We start from the raw sequence: 20,191 nt of genomic DNA on the forward strand, positions 1-20,191 counted from the left end.
CGATGGACCAGCAATCCCTCGAAGATCAGATCGACGCGCTCGACGGCGCTTTTGCGCAGACCTCTGCCATGGCGGCGGGGTTCGACGCGGAACTCAAGCGTATCCACCAGACGTTTGCCGCGACCGGCAAGCAGGCGGAGGCGCTGGAAAAGACGTTCTCAGGCGGGCTCAAACGCGCCATCGACGGGGTCGTGCTGAACGGGTTTTCGCTCACAGACGCGCTCGAGGCGGTGAGCCAGTCGCTCATCAACGCCGCCTACAACTCGGCCGTCAAACCGGTGACCGAGCATTTTGGCTCGATGCTCGCGCGCGGCACCACGGCGATCTTTGGCGGCATGTCGCCTTTTGCGGACGGGGGCGCCTTTACCCAGGGCCGCGTCACGCCTTTTGCCAACGGCGGGGTGGTGAACGGGCCGGTCACCTTTCCCATGCGCGGCGGTACGGGCCTGATGGGGGAGGCGGGTCCCGAAGCGATCATGCCGCTCACTCGCGGCGCTGACGGCAAGCTTGGCGTGCGCGCTCAGGGTGGCGGGCAGCCGGTGACCGTGGTGATGAACATCACGACGCCCGACGTGTCGGGCTTTCAACGCTCGCAAAGCCAGATCGCGGCGCAAGCCTCGCGCGCGCTCGCCCGTGCGCACCGCAATTCCTGAGAGGACCTGACATGGCATTTCACGAAGTCCGCTTTCCCGCATCGCTGAGTTTTGGCTCCGTTGGCGGGCCCGAGCGCCGCACCGAGATCGTCACGCTCACCAACGGGTTCGAGGAGCGCAACACGCCCTGGTCACAGTCCCGCCGGCGCTATGACGCCGGGATCGGCCTGCGCTCGCTCGACGACGTCGAGACGCTCATCGCGTTTTTCGAGGCGCGCGAGGGGCAGCTGCACGCGTTCCGGTGGAAGGACTGGTCGGATTTCAAATCCTGCAAACCCTCTCGCGAGGTGCGGTTCGACGACCAGACCATCGGGCGCGGGGATGGCCGGACGGCGGAATTTGCGTTGACCAAAGCCTATGCCTCCGGAGCGCAATCCGTCTCGCGCCGGATCGGCAAGCCCGTGGCCGGCACGGTGCGCGCGGGCGTGCAGGGCGACGAAATGCAGGAAGGGCTGACCTACGAGGTCGACCTGGCCGCAGGCACGGTAATCTTTGCCGCGCCACCCGCGGAGGGCCTCGAAGTCACCGCAGGGTTCGAATTCGACGTGCCGGTGCGCTTTGACACCGACCGCATCCAGACGAGCGTGGCGAGCTTCAAGGCTGGCGACGTGCCGAATGTGCCTGTGGTGGAGGTGCGGCTGTGAGCGCGCTTCTCGACCATCTGCAAACCGGGGCCACCCATGTGTGCCACGCCTGGGAGATCACGCGCACCGATGGCATGCGGCTTGGCTTTACCGATCATGACCGGAACCTCGTCTTTGACGGTCTGACGTTCCGCGCAGACAGCGGCCTTTCGGCGATGGCGCTGCAGCAGTCGACCGGCCTCTCGGTCGACAACACCGAGGCGATGGGCGCGCTCTCGGGTGATGCGATCAGCGAGGCGGACATCGACGCCGGCAGATTTGACCGTGCGACGGTCACAGCCTGGCGGGTGCAGTGGGATAACACGGACGCCCGGCAGGTCATCTTTCGCGGCATGATCGGCGACGTGACACGCGGCAAATCCGCGTTTCAGGCCGAAATCCGCGGCCTGACAGACAATCTCAACCAACCGATAGGGCGGGTCTATCAGAAACCCTGCTCGGCGGTGCTGGGTGACAAGGCATGCAAAGTCGATCTCACAACGCCCGGCTACCGCCACAAAGGCGCGCTGCGTGACGTGGAAGAGGGGCGCATCCTGCACTTTGACGCGCTGGACGGGTTTGACGCTGAGTGGTTCCAGCGTGGCACGGTTACGGTCGAAACAGGTGCTGCGCAGGGCCTTACGGCGATGATCAAGGAAGACCGCCAGGTGGGCGCGACACGCCAGATCGAGCTGTGGGAAACGCTTGGCGCACCCATCGCTGTAGGCGACGAGGTCACGTTGACCGCAGGTTGCGACAAGCGGTTCGAGACTTGCCGGCTCAAGTTTGCCAACGTTCTGAACTTCCAAGGTTTCCCCGACATCCCCGAGGATGACTGGGTGCTCGTCCATCCCACCCGCGCGCAGAGCAAAGCCGGAGGCAGCCGCCGATGAGCCGTCCAGACATCGTTGTGGAAGCGCGCACATGGATCGGCACGCCCTACCTGCATCAGGCGAGCGCGTGCGGGACCGGAACAGACTGTCTCGGTCTCTTGCGGGGCGTCTGGCGGTCCATCCACGGAACTGAACCGACCGAGGTGCCGAACTACACCCGCGACTGGTCCGAGCCGCAGGGCGATGAGCAGCTGTGGCGCGCGGCCAAGGCGCATCTGGTTCCGCGCGATCTGGCGGATGCGGCGCCGGGTGATGTGCTGCTTTTTCGGATGCGGCACGGCGCGGTGGCCAAGCACCTTGGCATTCAGGGTCAAATTGGCGCCGCCCCGACGTTCATACATGCCTACACGGGGCACAGCGTCGTCGAAAGCCCGCTGAGCCGCCCCTGGGCGCGCCGCATCGTGGCGCGCTTTGCCTTCCCGGACCTCGCTGCAGACGGAGACTGACTCATGGCCACGATCTTGCTTTCGGTTGCCGGCGCCGCGATTGGCGGCGCGGTGGGCGGCTCCTTCCTGGGGCTCAGCGCGGTCGCCGCAGGCCGCTTTGTCGGCGCGACGCTTGGCCGTGCCATTGACGCGCGTCTCATGGGGCAGGGCTCACAGCCCGCGGTCAAGCGTGGCCAGGTCGACCGGTTTCGCCTCACCGGGGCCGGGGAAGGGCAGTCCATCGGACGCACCTACGGCCGGTTTCGCGTCCCGGGCCACGTGATCTGGTCCACGCATTTCACCGAACGGGTCAAGAAATCCGGCGGCGGGGGCGGCAAGGGGTCAACTCCTGCTGAGCCCGAGACCAAGACCTACTCTTATTCGGTCAGCCTCGCGATCGCGCTTGGCAAGGGAGAGATCACGGGCGTGCACCGCGTCTGGGCGGATGGCGCCGAAGTCGCGCTCGATGATCTCAACATGCGGGTCTACCACGGCACGGGCGACCAGCTGCCCGATCCCAAGATCGAAGCGGTCGAGGGTGCAGGCCAGGTTCCGGCCTACCGCGGCACCGCCTATGTGGTGATGGAGGACTTGAGCCTCACCCAATTTGGTAGCCGCATCCCGCAGTTCAACTTTGAGGTGACCCGTCCCGTGGCACCGGATGCGCCGGAGGCAGGCACCGACATGGCGCGCGGGATCAAGGCGGTGGCGGTCATGCCCGGCTCGGGAGAGTACGTGCTGGCTACGGCGCCGGTGCCGATGTCCTACGGCGAGGACGGCAGCGCCATCGCGAACATGAACACGCCCACAGGCGTGACCGATTTCGAAGCCTCGATGCGGCAGTTGGATGAGGAGCTGCCCAATTGTGAAGCGGCCTCCCTGATCGTCAGTTGGTTCGGCGATGACCTGCGCTGCGGAGAGTGCCGCATCAAGCCGAAGGTCGAGCAGACTGAGTTCGACGGTTCCAAACTGCCGTGGCGTGTCAGTGGGTTGACTCGCGACGAGGCGGAGGCCGTTGCCAAGGTCGATGGTCGTCCTGTCTACGGCGGCACGCCGACCGATCAGTCGGTCGTCCAGGCGATCCGCCGGATGGCGGAGGCGGGCAAGGCGGTACTTTACTATCCGTTCATCCTGATGGACCAACCTGCCGGAAACACTTTGCCGAACCCATACACCGGCGAGGACGGACAGCCGAAACTGCCGTGGCGCGGACGGATCACGACGTCGCTGGCGCCTCTGCAGGAGGGCACACCTGATGCAACCGCGGCAGCGGAGAGTGAAGTCGCGGCGTTCTTCGGCTCCGCACAAGCCTCCGATTTCTCGATCGAAGACGGCGCTGTTGTGTATTCCGGGCCTAATGAATGGCGCTACAGCCGGTTTATCCTGCACCAGGCGGCACTCTGCGCTGCGGCGGGTTCGGTCGAGGCGTTCTGCATCGGGTCAGAGATGCGCGGCCTGACGCAAATCCGCGGCGCGCAAAACAGCTTCCCGGCCGTTGCCGCCCTCCGCGCGCTCGCCGCGGAATGCCGCACTCTCCTCGGTCCCGATGTCAAGATCGGCTATGCTGCCGACTGGTCGGAGTACTTTGGCCACCATCCTCAAGACGGCTCGGGGGATGTGTTCTTTCACCTCGACCCACTCTGGTCCGACCCGGTCATCGATTTCATCGGTATCGACAATTACATGCCGCTATCCGATTGGCGCGAGGGGGAGGATCACCTGGACGCGGCCTGGGGAGACGTGTCGAACCTCGCCTATCTGCAAGGCAACGTGGCGGGGGGTGAAGGGTACGATTGGTACTACGACAGCGCCGAAGCACGCGAGATGCAGCGCCGGACGCCGATCGAAGACGGCGCGCACGGCGAGCCTTGGGTGTTCCGCTACAAGGACCTCAAAAACTGGTGGCTGCACGAGCACCATGACCGTGTGGGTGGCGTTCGCAGCGATACGCCGACCGATTGGGTTCCGCAGTCCAAGCCCGTCTGGTTCACCGAATACGGCTGCGCCGCCATCGACAAGGGCACGAACCAGCCGAACAAGTTCCTCGATCCCAAGTCTTCGGAATCGAGCTTGCCCTATTTCTCCACAGGAGCGCGGGACGATTTCATCCAGGCGCGCTACGTCGCGGCGACGCTGGCGCATTGGAACGATCCCGTACATAACCCGGCCTCCGATGTCTACGGCGGGCGCATGCTGGACATGTCGCGCGCGTTTGTCTGGGCGTGGGATGCGCGTCCGTTCCCGTGGTTCCCGACCAACTCTGGCCTTTGGACGGATGGCGAGAACTACCACCGGGGCCATTGGATCACCGGGCGCGTCTCGTTCCGCACGCTTGCCGACGTGGTGCGGGAGCTGTGCGCGGAGGCTGGTGTGTTCGACGTCGATGTCAGCGACCTCCGCGGGGTCGTGCGTGGCTACTCCGTGCCGGATGTCACCGATGTGCGCTCCGCGCTCCAGCCACTGATGCTGCGCTTTGCGTTCGACGCGGTGGAGGCGGATGGCACGCTCAAGTTTGTGATGCGCGACGGGGCTTTGCCGCGCGAGATCAGCGCCGATCACCTCGTCGAGGGGGACGGCGACAGCGGCGGCCTCGAGCTGGTGCGCGGCTCGGATGTGGAGCTGATGGGGCGCGTGCGGGTCAAGTTCTTCGAAGGCGAAGGCGACTACGCCGTCATTTCCGAGGAATCCGTCTTGTCCGAGGATCGCACTCATTCGGTGTCGGAAAGCGAAGTCCCTTTGGTGATGAGCCGGGCCGAGGGACGGCATGTGGTCGAGCGGTGGCTGTCGGAGGCGCGTGTTGCGCGTGACACGCTGCGGTTTGCCTTGCCACCGTCGATGCAGGATGTCGCGCCCGGTCAGGTCGTCTCGGTCGAAGGCGCGCCGCCTGAGGCCCGTTTCCGCATCGACCGCCTCGAACACGGCGCGGGTCTGGGTGTCGAGGCGGTGCGGATCGAACCCAACGTCTACACGCCTGCGGATATCGAAGGTAGCGATCCGATCCTGTCGGCCTTCCAACCTGCGGTTCCGGTGACGCCCGTGTTCCTCGACTTGCCGCTCATGTCCGGGGACGAGGTGCCGCATGCGCCGCACTTGGCCGTCTCGGCTCGGCCCTGGCCGGGATCGGTGGCGGTATACAAGTCCGCAAGTGACGCCGATTTCGAGCTTGCGGACCTGATTGCGGGCGCGGCGACGCTGGGGGTGACGGAAACGCCTCTCTTTGCGGCACAGCCGGGGCTGATCGACCGCGGTGCGCCTCTTCGGGTGAAGCTGATGCAGGGCGCGTTGAGTGGGATCACGGACGCGGCGCTCCTGGCCGGTGGCAACTTGATGGCGATCGGGGACGGGTCCGTTGACCGTTGGGAGCTCTTTCAATTCCGTGACGCCGTGCCGATGAGCCCGCGGGTGTTCGAGCTGTCCCATCGTCTGCGGGGGCAGGCTGGGTCGGACGGCAAGATGCCGGAGGCGTGGCCTGTTGGGGCGCGGGTCGTGCTTCTCGATGGCGTACCCGAGCAGCTTGCGCTTTCACTCAATCAGCGTTTGGTGTCGCAGACCTACAGGATCGGGCCGGCGCGCCGGCCGATAGACGATCCGGTCTATGAGGAGCAGGCAGTGGCCTTCACGGGGGAAGGGCTGCGCCCCTACCGTCCGGCACATTTGAATGTGATGCCCGATGGCGGGGACCTGCGCTTTACCTGGGTGCGGCGCACGCGGGTGGCGGGGGACGCCTGGGAGCCGATGGAGGTCCCGCTGGGCGAGGAGCGCGAGGCGTATCTGGTGCGGGTGCGGGATGGCGAGGCCATCGTCCGGGAAACCACTGTCACGGCGCCGGGCTGGACCTATTCCGCCGCGATGCAGAGCGCTGACGGAGTGGCAGATGTCTCGGTCACGGTGGCGCAGATTAGCGCTGTTTATGGGCCGGGACCGGCGGCTGTGTGGCAGGCGTGAGCTTGTCACACGCTGCGCTGTGAAAGGGGCCATCACAGATTTGCGTTTGTGCTGAGGGGATTGCTGTCTATATCTGGGTCACCGAAAGGGAGGCCCGCCATGGCGACGTCCAAGACGAAGGTGACCGCAGTTGACCCGGTTTGGGAGCGTATCTGCGCCGAAGCCCATGACGCGATTGCCGCCGAGCCGATGCTGGGCGGGGTCGTGCATTCAAGCGTTCTCCACCACGGATCGCTCGATAAGGCGCTTGGCTATCGTGTCGCGCTCAAGCTGGGATCGGCGGAGATGCCCGACCAGCTGCTCCGAGAGATTTGTGACGAAGCGCATGGCGATGCGCCTTGGCTGGGACAGGCCGCGCGGGCGGACATGATGGCGGTGCTGGACCGTGATCCGGCCTGCCACCGGTTTTTGCAGCCGATGCTCTTTTTCAAAGGGTTCCAGGCGCTCCAGGCGTACCGCGTTGGAAATTGGCTGTGGCGGAAAGGGCGCAAGGACCTTGCCTATTTCTTCCAGATGCGAATTTCCGAGGTCTTTGGCGTCGACATCCACCCGGCGGCGACGATCGGGCAGGGCATCATGATCGACCACGCGCACTCCATCGTGATCGGGGAGACGGCGGTTGTGGGCGACAACGTCTCGATGCTGCATTCGGTGACGCTGGGCGGCACCGGCAAGGAAGAGGAAGACCGCCATCCCAAGATCGGGAATGGCGTGCTGATCGGGGCCGGGGCCAAGGTGCTCGGCAATATCTCTGTTGGTCATTGCTCGCGGATCGCGGCGGGGTCCGTCGTCCTGCACGACATTCCCCCGATGAAGACGGTGGCCGGTGTGCCCGCCAAGATCGTCGGGGAGGCGGGCTGTTCGCAGCCGTCGATCACCATGGACCATATCTTGCGCGCGACCGCGCCCTGATCGGCGCGATTTTCACTTAGTCATCTCTGGCACGCACATACGCACGGTGGGGGCAAAGCCCCCGATCGTGCGTTTTGCCATGCCGGGCCAAAGAGTTAGCCGGCGCCGGCGATTAGAAAGATGCTGGTTGTCAGCAGGATCAAAAGCGAAAAGCGGGTCACAAGTTCTTTTTGGGTCATGGGCTCTCGTTCAGTCATGGATTTGGCTCCGTGGGGTTCAATTGCCTTGCCTGTGTGCTGCCCGAACATGCCTGCCTGGCGCCAAAATCATGGCAAGGCCGTGGCGCTTTGGTCAGATTTGCTTCAATTGAAACCGGATCCTGACCCGATCCCAAAAGAAAACCGCCCGGCGACGGCCGGGCGGTTTCCTGCGTTTGGAAGGGTGCTGCGCGTCAGGCGAGCATGACCATCGGATTTTCGAGATTGTCCTTGATCGCGGCCAAGAGCTCGGCGCCGAGCGCACCGTCGATGACGCGGTGATCGACGCTGAGCGTGACCGACATGACCGTCGCGACTGCCAGTTCGCCGTCCGCGCCGACCACGGGTTTCTTGACGCCTGCGCCGACGGCGAGGATCGCGCCATGGGGCGGGTTGATGACCGCGTCAAAGTTGTCGATGCCGAACATCCCGAGGTTCGAAATCGCGAAGGAGCCGCCCTGATACTCGTGCGGTGCGAGTTTGCGGTCGCGCGCGCGGGTGGCCAGATCCTTCATCTCGGACGACAGGGCCGAGAGCGACTTCATGTCGGCGTCCTTGAGGACCGGGGTGAAGAGGCCACCTTCGATGGCGACGGCCACGGCCACGTCGGAGGGCTTGAGCTTGATGATCTTGTCACCCGCCCAGATCGCATTTGCGTCCGGCACCGATTGCAGGGCGAGCGCGCAAGCCTTGATGATGAAGTCGTTGACGCTGAGTTTGACGCCGCGCCCCTCGAGCTGCTTGTTGAGCTGGGAGCGGAACTTGAGAAGCGCGTCGAGCTCGATGTCGCGGCGCAGGTAGAAATGCGGGATCTGCTGCTTGGCCTCGGTGAGGCGCGCGGCGATGGTCTTGCGCATGCCGTCGAGGGCGACGTCCTCGGTCTCGCGGTCCGCGTACATCTTTGCGGTGGCGTCGGAGGAGGGGCCGGAGGGTGCAGATGCGGATTTAGCAACCGGAGCGCTTTCGGTTTCGGCGGCAGGTTTTTCCGCAGGCGCTGCGCTGGCGTTCTCTACATCGGCCTTGACGATGCGGCCATGAGGGCCAGAGCCCTTGATGGAGGCCAGATCGAGACCTTTGTCCTTGGCGATGCGGCGGGCAAGGGGGGAGGCGAAGATGCGGTCGCCGGAATTCTCGGAACTCGAGCTTGAGCTTGTCGAGGCAGGGGCCTCGCCGCGTCCGTATCCTTGCGCAGGTTCGGTTATTTCAGAGGCTTCGGCAGGCGCAGCATGAGAGGATGCCTCTTCGGACGCGGGTGCGTCCGCCTCGCCCGAGATGTCGTCCGCGTTTTCGCCGTCCTCGAGCAGCACGGCGATAGGGGAGTTGACCTTGACCCCTTCGGTGCCTTCGGAGACGAGCAGCTTGCCCACCGTCCCCTCGTCCACGGCCTCGAATTCCATGGTCGCCTTGTCGGTTTCGATCTCGGCCAGAAGGTCGCCGGAAGAGACTGTATCGCCTTCCTTGACGAGCCATTTGGCGAGGGTGCCTTCCTCCATCGTGGGCGACAGGGCGGGCATGAGGATTTGGGTCGGCATCTTAGTCCTCCGCGAGCGTGATGCGGTCGTAGGGCGGGCGCGGGGTGCGATTGGCGGCCCGCGCGGTCAGGGCTTGGGTGATCTGCGGCTGATGCGCTGCGATCCAGTCGTAGGCGGCTCCGTGCGAGGGAAAGCCCACCATCGTGTCGGTCATGAGGCTTTCGGGCACAAACCCGGTCACACCCGCCGCATCGCATTGGACGCGGTAGGCGTTGAGATTCATGTCGCGCCCGAGCACCTGCATCAGCGGTACGTCACCTGTTTCGCGGCCTCGGTCACTTCGGCGGTGGTGACCAGCGCCAGTTTCTCGAGGTTTGCGGCGTAGGGCATGGGCACATCCTTGCCGGTGCAGTTGATGACGGGCGCGTCGAGGTAGTCGAACGCCTCCTGCATCAGCACCGCCGAGATGTGGTTGCCGATCGAGCAGACGGGGAAGCCTTCTTCGATGGTGACGCAGCGGTTGGTCTTCATCACCGATTTGATCACCGTGGCGGTGTCCATCGGGCGGAGCGTACGCAGGTCAATGACTTCGGCGCTGATCCCATCTTCGGCAAGCTTTTCAGCCGCCTCGAGGGCGTATTGCATGCCGATGCCAAAGCTGACGAGCGTGACGTCTTCGCCCTCGCGGCAGACCTTTGCCTTGCCGAAAGGGATTGTGAAGTCGTCCATCACGGGCACATCGAAGGAGCGCCCGTAGAGGATCTCGTTCTCAAGGAAGACAACCGGGTTCGGGTCGCGGATGGCTTGTTTCAAAAGCCCCTTCGCGTCGGAGGCCGAGTAGGGCTGGACAACCTTGAGACCCGGGATATGGCTGTACCACGCCGCGTAGTCCTGCGAGTGCTGGGCGCCAACGCGCGCCGCCGCGCCGTTGGGGCCGCGGAAGACGATCGGACAGCCCATCTGACCGCCCGACATATAAAGCGTCTTGGCCGCCGAGTTGATGATCTGGTCGATCGCCTGCATGGCGAAGTTGAAGGTCATGAACTCGACGATGGGTTTCAGCCCGCCGAAGGCCGCGCCGACGCCGATGCCGGTAAACCCGTGCTCGGTGATGGGCGTGTCGATGACGCGCTTGCCGCCGAACTCGTCGAGAAGGCCCTGGCTGATCTTGTAGGCGCCTTGGTACTCGGCCACTTCCTCACCCATGAGGAAAACACCCTCGTCGCCGCGCATCTCTTCGGCCATGGCGTCGCGCAGGGCCTCGCGCACGGTCTGCTGTTTCAATTCGGTGCCTTCGGGCCAGTCGGGGGAGGCGTCGGTCTCGGGTGCCTTCGGCGCGGCGGGCGTTGCACCGTTGGCCTTGGCCTCCGTCTTGCCTTCCTCGCCTGACAGGGCGGCGGGCGCGGGCGCGCTGGAGGTTTCGACTTCGTCCGGCACATCCTCACCCTCTTCGACGAGGATGGCGATGGGGTCGTTGACCTTCACGCCTTCGGTGCCTTCGGAGACCATGATCTTGCCGATCACGCCCTCGTCGACGGCCTCGAACTCCATCGTGGCCTTGTCGGTTTCGATTTCGGCCAGGATGTCGCCGGAGGAGACGGTATCGCCTTCCTTGACCAGCCATTTCGCCAGCGTGCCTTCCTCCATTGTGGGGGAGAGGGCGGGCATCAGAATTTCGGTTGCCATCAGTTGGCCTCCTTCAAGTCCAACCGCGCTTCGATCCGGTCGAGGCGCACAGATATTTCCGCGATCCGTCCATCCTGGATCGACTCAGACGACACCAGAGCGCCGAGAATCGACTTGTGCGATCGCAGCTCTGCCATGATATCTTTTTGACCGTTCTCAAGGCCGTTCAGGCGATCCTGCATCCGCTTGAGATGTTCGAGCAGCAGCTCGTTCGTGACGTTCTCCGCCATCACACCGCCTCGCCTTGCGGCAGCTCGTCGGCGTAGATGTCGGTGTAGAGCTCGCTCACGTCGGGCTCGGGGCTCTCCTTGGCGAACTCGGCGGAGGCGTTCACGACCTCCTTGATTTCCTTGTCGATCGCCTTGAGGTCCTCTTCGGAGGCGTGTTTGCCCTCGAGCAGCATCTTGCGGACCATCTCGATGCAGTCGCGCTCCTCGCGCATCTTTTGCACTTCCTCGCGGGTCCGGTACTTGGCCGGGTCCGACATGGAGTGGCCGCGGTAGCGGTAGGTCTTGATCTCGAGGATGTAGGGACCGTCACCATTGCGGCAATGTGCGACGGCTTTCTCGCCGGCTTCCTTGACCTTGAGCACGTCCATCCCGTCGACTTCCTCGCCGGGGATGCCGAACGCCTCGCCGCGCGTGTAGAGCGCCGGAGTGGAGGTTGAGCGGCTCTGCGCCGTCCCCATCGCGTACTGGTTGTTCTCGATGACGAAGACGACCGGCAGTTTCCAAAGGGCCGCCATGTTGAAGGTCTCGTAGATTTGACCCTGGTTCGCCGCACCGTCGCCGAAATAGGCAAAGGTCACGCGACCGTTCTCGAGGTACTTGTCGGCAAAGGCGAGGCCGGCGCCGATGGGCACCTGCGCGCCGACGATGCCGTGACCACCGTAAAAATGCTTCTCACGGCTGAACATGTGCATCGAGCCGCCCTTGCCGCGCGAATAGCCTCCCTCGCGTCCGGTGAGCTCGGCCATCACGCCGTCCGGGTTCATTCCGCAGGCGAGCATGTGACCGTGGTCGCGGTAGGAGGTGACGCGCTTGTCGCCTTCCTCGGCCGCGGCTTCGAGCCCTACGACCACTGCTTCCTGTCCGATGTAAAGGTGGCAAAAGCCGCCGATCAGGCCCATTCCGTAGAGCTGTCCGGCTTTCTCTTCGAACCGCCGGATCAGCAGCATGTCCTTGTAATATGCTTTGAGGTCTTCGGCGGACACGTTCGATTTCCGTGTCGATTTCTTCGCGGCCATACGCTGCGGCTCCTCCACTTCGGCACATAGTTTAACGTTAAACTATCTGACTTGTCCTTAAAGCGCGAGGGCAAATTTAGCGACACTCCCAAGCGCATTCCTGCCATGCGCGAAACGCATGTGCGCTTAGAAAGGTTCCCAAGCTGTTAATTTAGTCGATGACGATCTCGTCGGGGCGCACGAAGCCGAGCACGTCTCGCGCCTGCTGGTCGAGAAGATCGAGATCGAGCCAGGTGTCGCTGAGGCGGCGCGTCAGGTTCTCGAGCTCTGCCACTTCGGTCTGCAAGAGCGCCAGCTCGGTCTTGAGCGCTCGTGTCTCGCTGTCGATCTCGGCGCGTTTGAAGAGGCCGAAATCGCCCTGCACGGCGGCAAAGGTGAAATAAAGCGACAGGCAGAACGCGAGGCTGAAAAAGATCAGCGGGCCAAAGCTGGGTCGCGTGCGGTGCATGTGCTGAGCCTCAAAGCGCGCGCGGGCGGCGCATAGGGTCTGTGTGACAGAGGGCCGGGAGATTTTGAATCCCCCGCATGTACGCTTGCCCCGCGCAGTGTTGCGGCGCGGCGACAGATGCTCGCGCAAACGTGCGTGGCGGCCTGTCCCGCGTTCGCGCAAACTGCCGAAAAACACGAAGGACACCCCCCATGCAGATCACGCGGCGCACGATGATGCTTGGTACCGGCGCGGTGGTCGCGGCTGGCGCTGCCACATGGGCCTTGCGCCCGGCGCATGGCGGCGCGGACCTCACACCGGCTCAGGCACACGCAGCTGCGCGGGCGGGCGATCTGCTGCTCGTCGACATCCGCAGGCCCGATGAATGGGCGGCGACGGGCGTGGGCGAGGGAGCGGTGCCGCTCGACATGCGCCGGCGTGATTTCATCGACGCTCTGCGGCAGCTGACCGGGGGCGACACGGGTGCCCGGATCGCGGTGATGTGCGCCCGCGGTGTCCGCTCGGACCGGATGGCGCGGCGTCTGGCGGCGGCGGGCTTTACGCAGATCGTGGACGTGCCCGAAGGGATGCTGGGCTCGCGCGCGGGTCCCGGCTGGATCAAGGCGGGCCTGCCGGTGGTGCGCCCGTGAGGGCGCTTGCTCTGGCCGCAGGTCTGGCCATCAATGGCGCGCCTGTTGCCGCCTGTGACGGGCAGGGCGCGCCGTGTGAGACGGCCAGCGGCACATATCACGTCGCGGTCCCGGAGGAAGGGACGGGCCATCCTCTGATGATCTTTCTTCATGGGTTCGGGGGCAAGGCGACAGGCTATTTCCGGGACGGCGGCATGGCGGAGCGTGCGGCCGCCCGCGGCTGGGCCTTTGCCGCGCCGCAGGGGCTCACGCGCCCCGGCGGGACGCGCAGTTCGTGGGGGTTCCATCCCGATTGGGAGGCACAGCGGGACGAGCCGGCTTTCTTTGCAGAGCTCATTGCAGACGCGGCGACGCGCTTTGATGTGGACCCTGCGCGCGTGGTGCTCGCAGGGTTCTCGATCGGCGGGTCGATGTCCACCTACACCGCCTGCAGCGCGCCCGAAGGGGTTCTCGCCTTTGCGCCAGTCGGCGGCTCGATCTGGCGACCGCATCCTGAGGGCTGCGAGGCGCCCGTCGATCTTTACCACAGCCACGGGTGGAACGACGGTACAGTCCCGCTGGAGGGGCGGTTCCTTGGCTTGCGCGACGGTGAGGCGTTCCATCAGGGCGACACGTTCTTTGCGCTGCAACTCTTGCGTGAGGCAAATGGCTGCCAGCAGACCCGGCCTGATGTGATGAGCGTTGAGGATGGGCTTTGGACGCGCAGCTGGACGAGCTGCGACAGTGGCAAGTCCCTGACGCTCGAGCTTTTTGACGGCGGGCACCAGGTGCCGCGCGGATGGTTGGGACGGGTGCTGGATTGGGCCGAGGGGCTTTAGCCGCGGCCATTTGAAATAATGCAAATGAAGCGGCAGTTCACGCGCCGACCCGCGGGCTGGCGCATCGCGCCGCCCGCTTTGCCGAAGGCAAACCTTCGGTTTGACGGGGGCGGGTCGGCGCGGCCTGACAGTGCCTGTCAGGCCGGTGCTTTCAATTGAGCGATTGTGTAAGTGGCCGCCTTCTTTCGATCACTCCGCCGGATAGGCGCTCTCAAGCAGACGGCGGAACTGGCTGCGGGCGGCACGGGCGCGGCGCAGCACGCGGGGTGCGTTGAGCATCTCGGGCGTCGCCATCCAGCGCCGCGTGGCGCGCCACCGGCTGAGGTCGAGACCCGAGAGCAGCGACAGAGGCACCGCGCAGGCAAGGCTCAGCGCGATCGGCAAGAGCCAGAGCGAGACCATGCCCGCGAGCATCCCCGCACCAAGCGCGACGCCGGTCACGGTTTCCAGCGCGTGGAACTTCACCGTCGTGACCAGATCGTAGCGCCCGCCCTTGCGCGCCTGCGGCGCCCAGCCCGGCGACAGGCCAAGCGCGCTGCGGGTGACCGACACGACCTGCTGCACCATCAGGATCGGCGCGTAGAGGATCGAGGCCAGCACTTCGAGCAGCACCGAACCTGCAAACTGAGGCCAGCCTCCCAAAGGCACCGCGTGCGGGCGCAGCGCCAGCGCGAGGGCGCCCATCACCTTGGGTGCGAGCAGCATCGCGTACATGAAGGCAAGGATCAGCGCCGGGTGGACTTGCGGCATGGGACTTGTCGGCGCACCGCTCTGGGTGCCCATCAGCGCCCAGACCATCAGCAGCGCAAACCAGAAGACCGACAGCAGGTAGGACACCGCCCCGTTGAGCAGGTGAAACCGCGACACCGCGTGAAAGCCGCGCGTGCCGAGCAGCATCAGGTGCTGGAGGTTCCCGTGACACCAGCGCCGGTCCCGCAGGGCAAAGTCGATCAGCGTGGCGGGCGGCTCTTCGAAGGAGCCCGTGATCTCGGGGCGGAACCGCACGGCCCAGCCTGCCCGGCGCATCAGCCCGGCCTCGACAAAGTCATGGCTCAGGATCAGCCCGCCGGGGCCAAAGACGCCCGGCATGCGCGGCAGTCCCGCCGTCGCGGCAAAGGCGCGCGTGCGCAGGATCGCGTTGTGACCCCAGTAATTGCCCTCCGCATCGCTCCAGCGCGCCAGCCCGTGCGTCAACAGCGGGCCATAGACGCGGCCGGCAAATTGCTGGACCCGGCCAAAGAGCGTCTGCTGCCCGACCAGCATCGGCGCCGACTGGATGAGGCCCACGCCGGGATCGGCGGCCATCTCGTCTGCCAGCGCGGCGAGCGCGTCCGCGGTCATCAGGCTGTCGGCATCGAGCACCACCATGGCGTCGAACGCGCCGCCCCAACGCGCCACCCAGTCGGCGATGTTGCCGGACTTGCGCTCGGTGTTGCGGGTGCGGCGGCGGTACCAGACGGGCGGGCCCTTCGGCAGCACGGCCCGCAGCGCCGCAAAGCCTGCGCGTTCGGTTTCAGCCAGCGCCGCATCCTGCGTGTCCGACAGGATAAAGAATTCAAATGCATGGCTGTGCCCGGCCTCATTGAGCGTACGCAGCATCGCGGCGGCGTTGCCAAAGACCTCGGCCGGGTCTTCATGATAGACCGGCATCAAGAGCGCCACGCGCAGGCTTTGCGCACCTTTTGAGACGGGCGCGCGCCGCCGTTGACCGAAAAGTCCAAGCGCCGCCGTGACCGCGCTGAGCGCGACCCAGAAGAACGTGACTGTCACCAGGACCATCACCAGCGCCTCGAGCCAGGGCGCGCCCCAACTGCCGCGCCAGGAGGCGAAGCCGATGTCGAAGAGCACCGTCAGCGCCAACGCGGGCAGCACCACCGCCGCGCGCCACGCCCAGGGGTGCCAGCTTGCCTCGATCCCCGGCGCCGCGCGGTCGCGCTCGCACGTGCCGAGGCGCTGTGCCGGGCAGGCCAGCGGCGCTTCGGGCGGCATCTCGGCCAGCAGGGGGTAGGGGCTCAGGCCGTCCAACGGTAGGTCCAGATTTCGGTCAGGGGGAGTGTGTCGCGACGGAGCGCGGCGCGCATCTCGAGGGTGGTGGCATCGCCCGCTTCAAAGCTGAACGCGAGCCGGACGCCGCCGGTTTCCGGGTTGCGCTGCAAAATCCCGTTCGAGGCCACGTCGCCCGTCACGCTCAGGTCGATCTGCACGTCCTCGAGCGTGTCGAAGGCGGGCGAAGGCGCAAAATCCACCGTCACCGTCCGCTTTTCTCCGAACACATGCCCGCGCCCCATGCGGGTGTTGAGCACCGGCGCGACATCCGTGACTGCAAGCCCGGTCCCGCTCCACGTCATCCGGTAGGACATCTGGTGCGACTGGCCCACGGCCAAGGGCGCGGCAGGCTGCCAGAAGGCGACGATGTTGTCGTAGATCTCCTTGTCCGTCGGGATCTCGATCAGCGTGACGGCGCCTTGCCCCCAGTCTTCACCCGGCTCGATCCAGAGGGAGGGGCGTTTGTGGTAAAGCGCCTCGAGATCGGCAAAGTCCGAAAACCGCCGCGCGCGTTGTGCCAGGCCGAACCCTTTGGGGCTGTCATCGGCAAAGCTCGAAACCTGCAAGGTGGAAGGGTTCGCCAGAGGCCGCCACAAATGCTCGCCTGCGCCATTATGGATCATCAGCCCGTCACTGTCGTGCACCGCAGGGCGAAAGTCATCAAAGCCCGCCCGGTTGGTCTCGTCAAAGAAGAACATCGAGGTGAGCGGCGCGATGCCGACGTGATCGAGCGGACGGCGCGGCCAGAGCGTGGTGCGCACGTCAATCACCGTGTCATCGCCCGGGCTTAGCTCGAAATGGTAAAGGCCGGTGACCGACGGGCTCTCCATCAGCGCATGGACTTTGTGGGGCTCCCCAGCCGCAGGCCGCTCGATCCAGAAACGGGTAAAGTCCGGGAACTCTTCCCCGCCCGGCTGGGCGGTGTCGAGGGCAAGCCCGCGCGCCGAAAGACCGTAGATCTCCTCAAGGCCGATCGCCCGGAAATAGCTCGCGCCTTGGAAGACCGCGTATTCTTGGTGACCGCCACCCGCGGTCAGAGGCGTGCGCAAACGGAGACCGGAATATCCCATGTCTGCAGAGACCGGCAGGTCTGGCGCCTGGTCGGTCTTGTCAAAGAGGCTCAGGTCAAAGGGCAGGGCCCGCGCCATCCCGTCCTCGACCACCGCGACCTGCACACCGTGGGGAAAGTAGAGGCCGGGGTGAAAGAGGTCGACCTGCAGCGGGCTCTCGGTATCCGCCCACACCGCCTTCGACGTGTTGAACCACATCGTGCGGTATTCGTCATAGGTCAGGTCCAGCCACGCCTGCGGGACCTTGGGGCGCGGCGCATAAGGCTTGGCGGCAATGCGCGTCGCAAGCTGGGTGAGTCGCGCTTCGGAAAAAGGCTCGCCCGCGCGCGCCATCCCCGCCAGAGGTGTCACCGCCAGCCCGCCGAGGAGCTTGAGGAGATCGCGCCGCAGCATCAGCGCTTCTTCCACGGTTGGGATTTGTAGAACCCTGCTAGGTAGGCGCAGCCGATGATCATCGCAAAGCCCACGAGGTTCACGCCCGCGTTGATCCACGGATCACGGATAAACCGCCGCCCCTCGATCACCGAGGTCTCGTCGAGCCACACGCCTAACAGACGCGCCAAAAGCATCGAAAACACAAAGACCGCGAGCGATTGCTGCCCGACCTTCACGATGAGCCGCATCACCGGCTGCAGCACCGCAGCGTTGAGCCGCGCACCACCCGGACCCACCAGCACCCAGGCCAGATACCCGAGCGCCAGCATGTGGAGGTAGCGCAGGATGCCAAAGTCGGTCTTGTGCGCCAGCACGCCCATGTCGCGCCGCCAGCCGCGCAGGGTGTCACGGATCGGCTCCCACCACTCGGGCAGCCAGGCAAAGTTCCTCAGCCCCACCGAGGAAAAGAAGAACGACCAGAGCACGTAGGCGGCCGCAATCGCGATCAGCGTGCGCGTCACGGGCGGCGTCGGCAGCCAGCCCATCATCAGCGCAAAGCCAGTAAAGAAACACAGCTGCCAACCAAAGGGGTTAAAGAACCAGGGCCGCGTGTCGGACCCCTCCGGGAACCACAACTGCGCCGGCAGCTGCAGCGGCGTGATCCCGTCGCCCTGCCAGAGCTCCGCAATCTCGAGGTTCGCCGCGAGCCACAACAGACCCACAAAAAGCGCCACCAGCCGCAAATCGATCCGCGCCAGCGCCATCACGAGCGGGATCATCGCGAGGATCGCCAGGTACATCGGCAGGATGTCGAAATAGTTCGGCACGTAGGTCAGCGTGAGCAGACCGATCACGTTGCCTTCGGGATTGCGCAGGAACGGGTAGAGGTTCAGCTGACCCACATAGTCGCGCAGCTCGAACCCAAGGACTCCCAGCGCCAGCATTGTGCCCAGCGTGACGAGAAAGAGCCCGATGTGCGCCCAGTAGACCTGCCAGATGCGAAAGCTGATGCGCAGCGTGCCAAGGCCCAGCCCCCGGCTCTGAAAGAGCTTCCCGAACGCCAGCGCCGAGGCCATCCCTGAGCAAAAGACGAACATCTCCGTCGCGTCCGACCAGCCCCAGCGCGCCGGAATCCACCGCGTCCAGAGGTTGCCCGGCGTGTGCGCCAGGAGGATGATGAACATCGCGATGCCGCGAAAGAAATCGAGGCGGATGTCCCGCACCTTTGCGGCGGGGGTGTCAGGCGTGGCAGATGGCGCGGAAGTCATAGCGCCTCCCGCATGCCCCACACCGGATGGATCGGCAAGCGCGCTCAACGGGCTTACTCGGCCGGAAGCTGCTCAGGGCTCGCCCAGGACTGCGCGGCCGCGATCATCTCGCGCCGGGCGGCGGCGTACCCGTCCTCGCGGCCTGCGCGCTTGGCCGTGCGCTCGGCAAGGATGGCCTCCGCCTCCGCCACGAACCCGGCGCGGATGCCTGCGTCGATCGTGAGCCGTTCGAAGACGTCGCGCTGGGCGTGGCTGCCGCCCGCGGCCTGCAAGCTCTGCCGCCCCCGCGCGAGGTTGAGGAAGGCCGTGCGGTAATCCGCCTCCCCGAACGCCTCGAGCCCGGTTGCGATGTGCAGCCCCGGCTTGGCCATGCGCGCCTCGATCTCGGTGGGGTGCGTGCGCCGCGCATCCGCGCTCAGCCGCCGCAGCATGTCCCGCGCCGCGTCCTCGCGCCGCCCGCCGATCAGCGCCAGCATATAGTGCAGATCGGCAAAGATCAGGCACCCGTCCTCGGTGCGCTCGGCTGACAGCGCCGCCAGCTCCTCCCACCGCGTGCCCACATCGACGCCGTCCAGCTCGAGCCGCGAAAGCAGCGAGGTCGCGTTCGAGATGTCGCGGTAATCGTCCGTCTTGTCGGCGCGGATCTCGGCGTCATAAAGCGCCAGCACCGCCTCCGTATCGCCCAGGTCGAGGTGCATCAGCGCCTTGTGCCACCACACGTGGTAGCGAAAGTTGTTGCAATGCGCCCAAGCCGCCTCGCGCCCGGTCAGCCAGTCGAGCCCCGCCTGCGCATTGCCCGTCATGTCGTGCACATGCGCGACCGCGTGCAGACCCCACGCATCGTCCGCTGCCAGCGACAGACCCATTCGGCCCGCCGTCTCCGCCTTGGCATAGTCGCCCGTCTCCTCCAGCGCAAAGGCGTGACAGCCCAAGAGATACCCCCGCGCCGGGTGGTCCGCGTCGTACGCCGGCATCACCCGCTCGATCGACCGCCGCATGCCCGCGTTGTCGCCCAGCACAAAACGGATCGCGTGCCCGACCTTCAGCGCAAAGGTGTCGCGCGGATGCGCGGCCAGCACGCGCTCCATCTCGGCCACTGCCTCGGAGGGCGTGTCCCGCAGATAGGCGCTCAAAGCGTGGACAAAGGCCATCTCGCGCGCGCTCGGCTGAGTCCGGCGTGCGGCAGCCTCCGCAGCAGCCAGGGCATCCCGCGCAACCGGCACCAGCTCCCGCCGTCCCAGCAGCAGCGTAAAGAGGCCCTTCGCAGCGTGCGCCATGGCAAAGTCCGGCTCCGCCTCAAGCGCCGAGGCCAGATGTGTCGGCGCCTCTGCCGAATGTGCCAGAAACGCGCGGACAAGCGCGTCCCAGTGCGTGCCTGCCTTGGGATTTGAAAGCGTCAACGCGTAGCCAAAAAGGTCGGTTGTCATCGTGCGGCCCTCGCGCTGATCTCGGACCGGGACAATCGGTCACAGGAAGTGGTGTGCT

18 protein-coding genes are annotated in these 20,191 nt (G+C 65.5%); 8 read left to right on the top strand and 10 right to left on the bottom strand.

What is annotated here, in order from left to right; all coding sequences use genetic code 11:
- Nucleotides 1–2 precede the first annotated feature (2 nt).
- The 6 genes from ACU0B3_RS01565 to cysE all read left to right on the top strand — a co-directional run bounded on the left by ACU0B3_RS01565 (nucleotide 3) and on the right by cysE (nucleotide 7,451).
- On the top strand, nucleotides 3–653 hold the full coding sequence (locus ACU0B3_RS01565; RefSeq protein ID WP_446259051.1) for a phage tail tape measure protein: 651 nt from the start codon (nucleotides 3–5) through the stop codon (nucleotides 651–653).
- An 11-nt stretch (nucleotides 654–664) separates the two neighbouring features.
- Entirely contained in the window at nucleotides 665–1,297 is a 633-nt protein-coding gene (locus ACU0B3_RS01570) for a phage distal tail protein, Rcc01695 family (RefSeq protein WP_446259052.1), read from the top strand.
- Nucleotides 1,294–2,169, top strand: a complete 876-nt coding sequence (locus tag ACU0B3_RS01575; protein ID WP_446259053.1) for a DUF2163 domain-containing protein — start codon at nucleotides 1,294–1,296, stop codon at nucleotides 2,167–2,169. The genes ACU0B3_RS01570 and ACU0B3_RS01575 overlap by 4 nt, the downstream gene beginning before the upstream one ends.
- Entirely contained in the window at nucleotides 2,166–2,615 is a 450-nt protein-coding gene (locus ACU0B3_RS01580; protein ID WP_446259054.1) for a peptidase, read from the top strand. Before ACU0B3_RS01575 ends, ACU0B3_RS01580 begins: the two co-directional genes overlap by 4 nt.
- A 3-nt stretch (nucleotides 2,616–2,618) precedes the next feature.
- On the top strand, nucleotides 2,619–6,539 hold the full coding sequence (locus tag ACU0B3_RS01585; protein WP_446259055.1) for a baseplate multidomain protein megatron: 3,921 nt from the start codon (nucleotides 2,619–2,621) through the stop codon (nucleotides 6,537–6,539).
- A 99-nt stretch (nucleotides 6,540–6,638) separates the two neighbouring features.
- The gene (gene cysE / locus ACU0B3_RS01590; protein ID WP_446259056.1) at nucleotides 6,639–7,451 is read left to right on the top strand and encodes a serine O-acetyltransferase; all 813 of its coding nucleotides are present in this window, start codon (nucleotides 6,639–6,641) and stop codon (nucleotides 7,449–7,451) included.
- Nucleotides 7,452–7,842: 391 nt separating this feature from the next.
- On the opposite strand, the gene ACU0B3_RS01595 is transcribed toward cysE, so the two are convergent.
- The 6 genes from ACU0B3_RS01595 to ACU0B3_RS01620 form a co-directional block, all read right to left on the bottom strand.
- Entirely contained in the window at nucleotides 7,843–9,180 is a 1,338-nt protein-coding gene (locus tag ACU0B3_RS01595) for a pyruvate dehydrogenase complex dihydrolipoamide acetyltransferase (protein WP_446259057.1), read from the bottom strand.
- Between the two features lies 1 nt (nucleotide 9,181).
- Complete coding sequence (locus tag ACU0B3_RS01600) at nucleotides 9,182–9,424, bottom strand: hypothetical protein (RefSeq protein WP_446259058.1); 243 nt, start codon at nucleotides 9,422–9,424, stop codon at nucleotides 9,182–9,184.
- Entirely contained in the window at nucleotides 9,424–10,806 is a 1,383-nt protein-coding gene (locus ACU0B3_RS01605; RefSeq protein WP_446259059.1) for a pyruvate dehydrogenase complex E1 component subunit beta, read from the bottom strand. The genes ACU0B3_RS01600 and ACU0B3_RS01605 overlap by 1 nt, the downstream gene beginning before the upstream one ends.
- Nucleotides 10,806–11,036 (bottom strand): hypothetical protein, encoded by a 231-nt coding sequence (locus ACU0B3_RS01610; RefSeq protein ID WP_446259060.1) that lies wholly within the window; start codon nucleotides 11,034–11,036, stop codon nucleotides 10,806–10,808. The genes ACU0B3_RS01605 and ACU0B3_RS01610 overlap by 1 nt, the downstream gene beginning before the upstream one ends.
- On the bottom strand, nucleotides 11,036–12,052 hold the full coding sequence (gene pdhA, locus ACU0B3_RS01615; protein ID WP_446259061.1) for a pyruvate dehydrogenase (acetyl-transferring) E1 component subunit alpha: 1,017 nt from the start codon (nucleotides 12,050–12,052) through the stop codon (nucleotides 11,036–11,038). The genes ACU0B3_RS01610 and pdhA overlap by 1 nt, the downstream gene beginning before the upstream one ends.
- 151 nt (nucleotides 12,053–12,203) lie before the next feature.
- Nucleotides 12,204–12,500 (bottom strand): FtsB family cell division protein, encoded by a 297-nt coding sequence (locus tag ACU0B3_RS01620; protein WP_446259062.1) that lies wholly within the window; start codon nucleotides 12,498–12,500, stop codon nucleotides 12,204–12,206.
- Between the two features lie 191 nt (nucleotides 12,501–12,691).
- Here ACU0B3_RS01620 and ACU0B3_RS01625 point away from each other — a divergent pair, with 191 nt between their 5' ends.
- Together ACU0B3_RS01625 and ACU0B3_RS01630 are read left to right on the top strand one after the other, a co-directional pair.
- Nucleotides 12,692–13,129, top strand: a complete 438-nt coding sequence (locus ACU0B3_RS01625) for a rhodanese-like domain-containing protein (protein ID WP_446259063.1) — start codon at nucleotides 12,692–12,694, stop codon at nucleotides 13,127–13,129.
- Nucleotides 13,126–13,947, top strand: coding sequence for an alpha/beta hydrolase family esterase (locus ACU0B3_RS01630; protein ID WP_446259064.1), 822 nt, complete (start codon nucleotides 13,126–13,128; stop codon nucleotides 13,945–13,947). The genes ACU0B3_RS01625 and ACU0B3_RS01630 overlap by 4 nt, the downstream gene beginning before the upstream one ends.
- Before the next feature lie 189 nt (nucleotides 13,948–14,136).
- Here the strand turns inward: ACU0B3_RS01630 and mdoH are convergent, their stop codons facing one another.
- From mdoH to ACU0B3_RS01650, 4 genes are read right to left on the bottom strand one after another with little or no spacing between them, the layout of a single operon-like run.
- Nucleotides 14,137–15,972, bottom strand: a complete 1,836-nt coding sequence (mdoH, locus tag ACU0B3_RS01635) for a glucans biosynthesis glucosyltransferase MdoH (RefSeq protein WP_446259065.1) — start codon at nucleotides 15,970–15,972, stop codon at nucleotides 14,137–14,139.
- The gene (locus tag ACU0B3_RS01640) at nucleotides 15,960–17,456 is read right to left on the bottom strand and encodes a glucan biosynthesis protein (protein ID WP_446259066.1); all 1,497 of its coding nucleotides are present in this window, start codon (nucleotides 17,454–17,456) and stop codon (nucleotides 15,960–15,962) included. Before ACU0B3_RS01640 ends, mdoH begins: the two co-directional genes overlap by 13 nt.
- On the bottom strand, nucleotides 17,456–18,706 hold the full coding sequence (locus ACU0B3_RS01645) for an OpgC family protein (protein WP_446259067.1): 1,251 nt from the start codon (nucleotides 18,704–18,706) through the stop codon (nucleotides 17,456–17,458). Before ACU0B3_RS01645 ends, ACU0B3_RS01640 begins: the two co-directional genes overlap by 1 nt.
- 53 nt (nucleotides 18,707–18,759) lie before the next feature.
- Nucleotides 18,760–20,133, bottom strand: a complete 1,374-nt coding sequence (locus tag ACU0B3_RS01650) for a tetratricopeptide repeat protein (protein WP_446259068.1) — start codon at nucleotides 20,131–20,133, stop codon at nucleotides 18,760–18,762.
- Nucleotides 20,134–20,191: the final 58 nt, after the last annotated feature.

This window comes from Pseudaestuariivita sp. (genome assembly GCF_052825805.1).